General features: G+C 70.8%; 2 protein-coding genes and 1 pseudogene. All 3 read right to left on the minus strand.

From position 1 onward, the window contains the following. Window positions 1–283, minus strand: a 283-nt coding sequence (gene gvpK / locus AB0B01_RS30890) for a gas vesicle protein GvpK (RefSeq protein ID WP_361726315.1), incomplete at its 3' end; no start/stop codon positions are given. After that, window positions 276–515 carry a gas vesicle protein gene (locus AB0B01_RS30895; RefSeq protein ID WP_361726318.1) on the minus strand — a complete coding sequence of 80 codons (240 nt, stop codon included), beginning with the start codon at window positions 513–515 and terminating at the stop codon, window positions 276–278. The genes gvpK and AB0B01_RS30895, both read right to left, overlap by 8 nt. A gap of 62 nt (window positions 516–577) precedes the next feature. Continuing rightward, window positions 578–1,121, minus strand: a pseudogene (locus tag AB0B01_RS30900) (GvpL/GvpF family gas vesicle protein); the annotation flags it as partial.

The raw sequence follows: 1,121 nt of genomic DNA on the forward strand, positions 1-1,121 counted from the left end.
CGCGGCGCAATGCCTGGCGCTCGATGAGCTGACGCAGGAGTTCCACCAGTGTGAGGACGAGTTTGAGCAGGTCCTCTTCCACGGTGTCGCGGTCCGTGTAGATGCGGTGCGCTGCGCGCGGGGGTGCTTGGTGCGGCGTAGAAGGCGTAGGAGGCGCCTGAACGAGCCGGAACGCCCGCGACATCGAGTCACCGATGTCCTGGAGCTCCCCGCCGGGGTGCTCCCGCCCGGGGTCGCGGCCCTGGTCGCGTCCGGGGTCGCGCTCGGGGCGTTCCTCACCCATTTCGGCTGCTCTTCCCGGTCTCCGCCGCGGCCTGCGTCTGCGTTGCGGCGGACACCTCGGAGCTGACGGACACGATGAGAGCGCGCAGCGAAATGCGGACGAGGACGATGTCGGCGATGGACAGCACGATGTCGCCGGTGATGACCACACCGCCACTGAGCAGTCGGTCGAGGAGGTCCACCAGCGCCACTTGGCGTCCTGGCAGCGGTTCGCCGCGCTCCACGATGCTGATGGGCTGCGCTCCTCGCCCGCCGTCGCGTCCTCGGGCTCGCCGGCCGGCATGGCGAAGGAATAGGGCGCCCAAGGCCCGGTCACTTCGACCCGAACGCCGTCGAAGTCGCCCGCGACCTCCTCGATGGCGGCACGGAACAGTGGGGCGTGCTCGTCGGGGACGAGGTATGCGTCGTTCATGAAGTTCTCCGGCGGCCCGGTCACGGCGCCGCTCTGGGCCGGGTGCCGCACGCGCTGCGTGGCGTAGCGGGAGGCGGTGGCTTCGATCGTTGCGGCAGCCTCTTGCGCTCGCCCGTACATGGCTTCCATGGCGTTGTGCTGGGCTCTGCGACGCCGGAGGTATGCCTTGCCGGGGCTCGTGGCAGTGTCGGTGTCGGCCTCCGCGGCGGGTCCGGAATCCGTCGGGGCTGCGGCGCGGGCGAGGTAGATCTTCACGCCGAATTCGGTGTGGGCGGTGAGCTGGGCGAGTCGTGCAGCGAGTGCGGGGTACTGCTCGGCGAGGGCCTGGCGGGCGCGGTCGTCGTCCTGGTAGACGGTGGCCATGCGCAGCGGGAGGACCGTGGTGCGGGCGGTGAGGGCCTGGACGACGTCGTGGTGGGAGCGCGCG

The organism is Streptomyces sp. NPDC044571, assembly GCF_040647115.1.
In the GTDB taxonomy this organism is placed as follows: Bacteria; Actinomycetota; Actinomycetes; order Streptomycetales; family Streptomycetaceae; genus Streptomyces.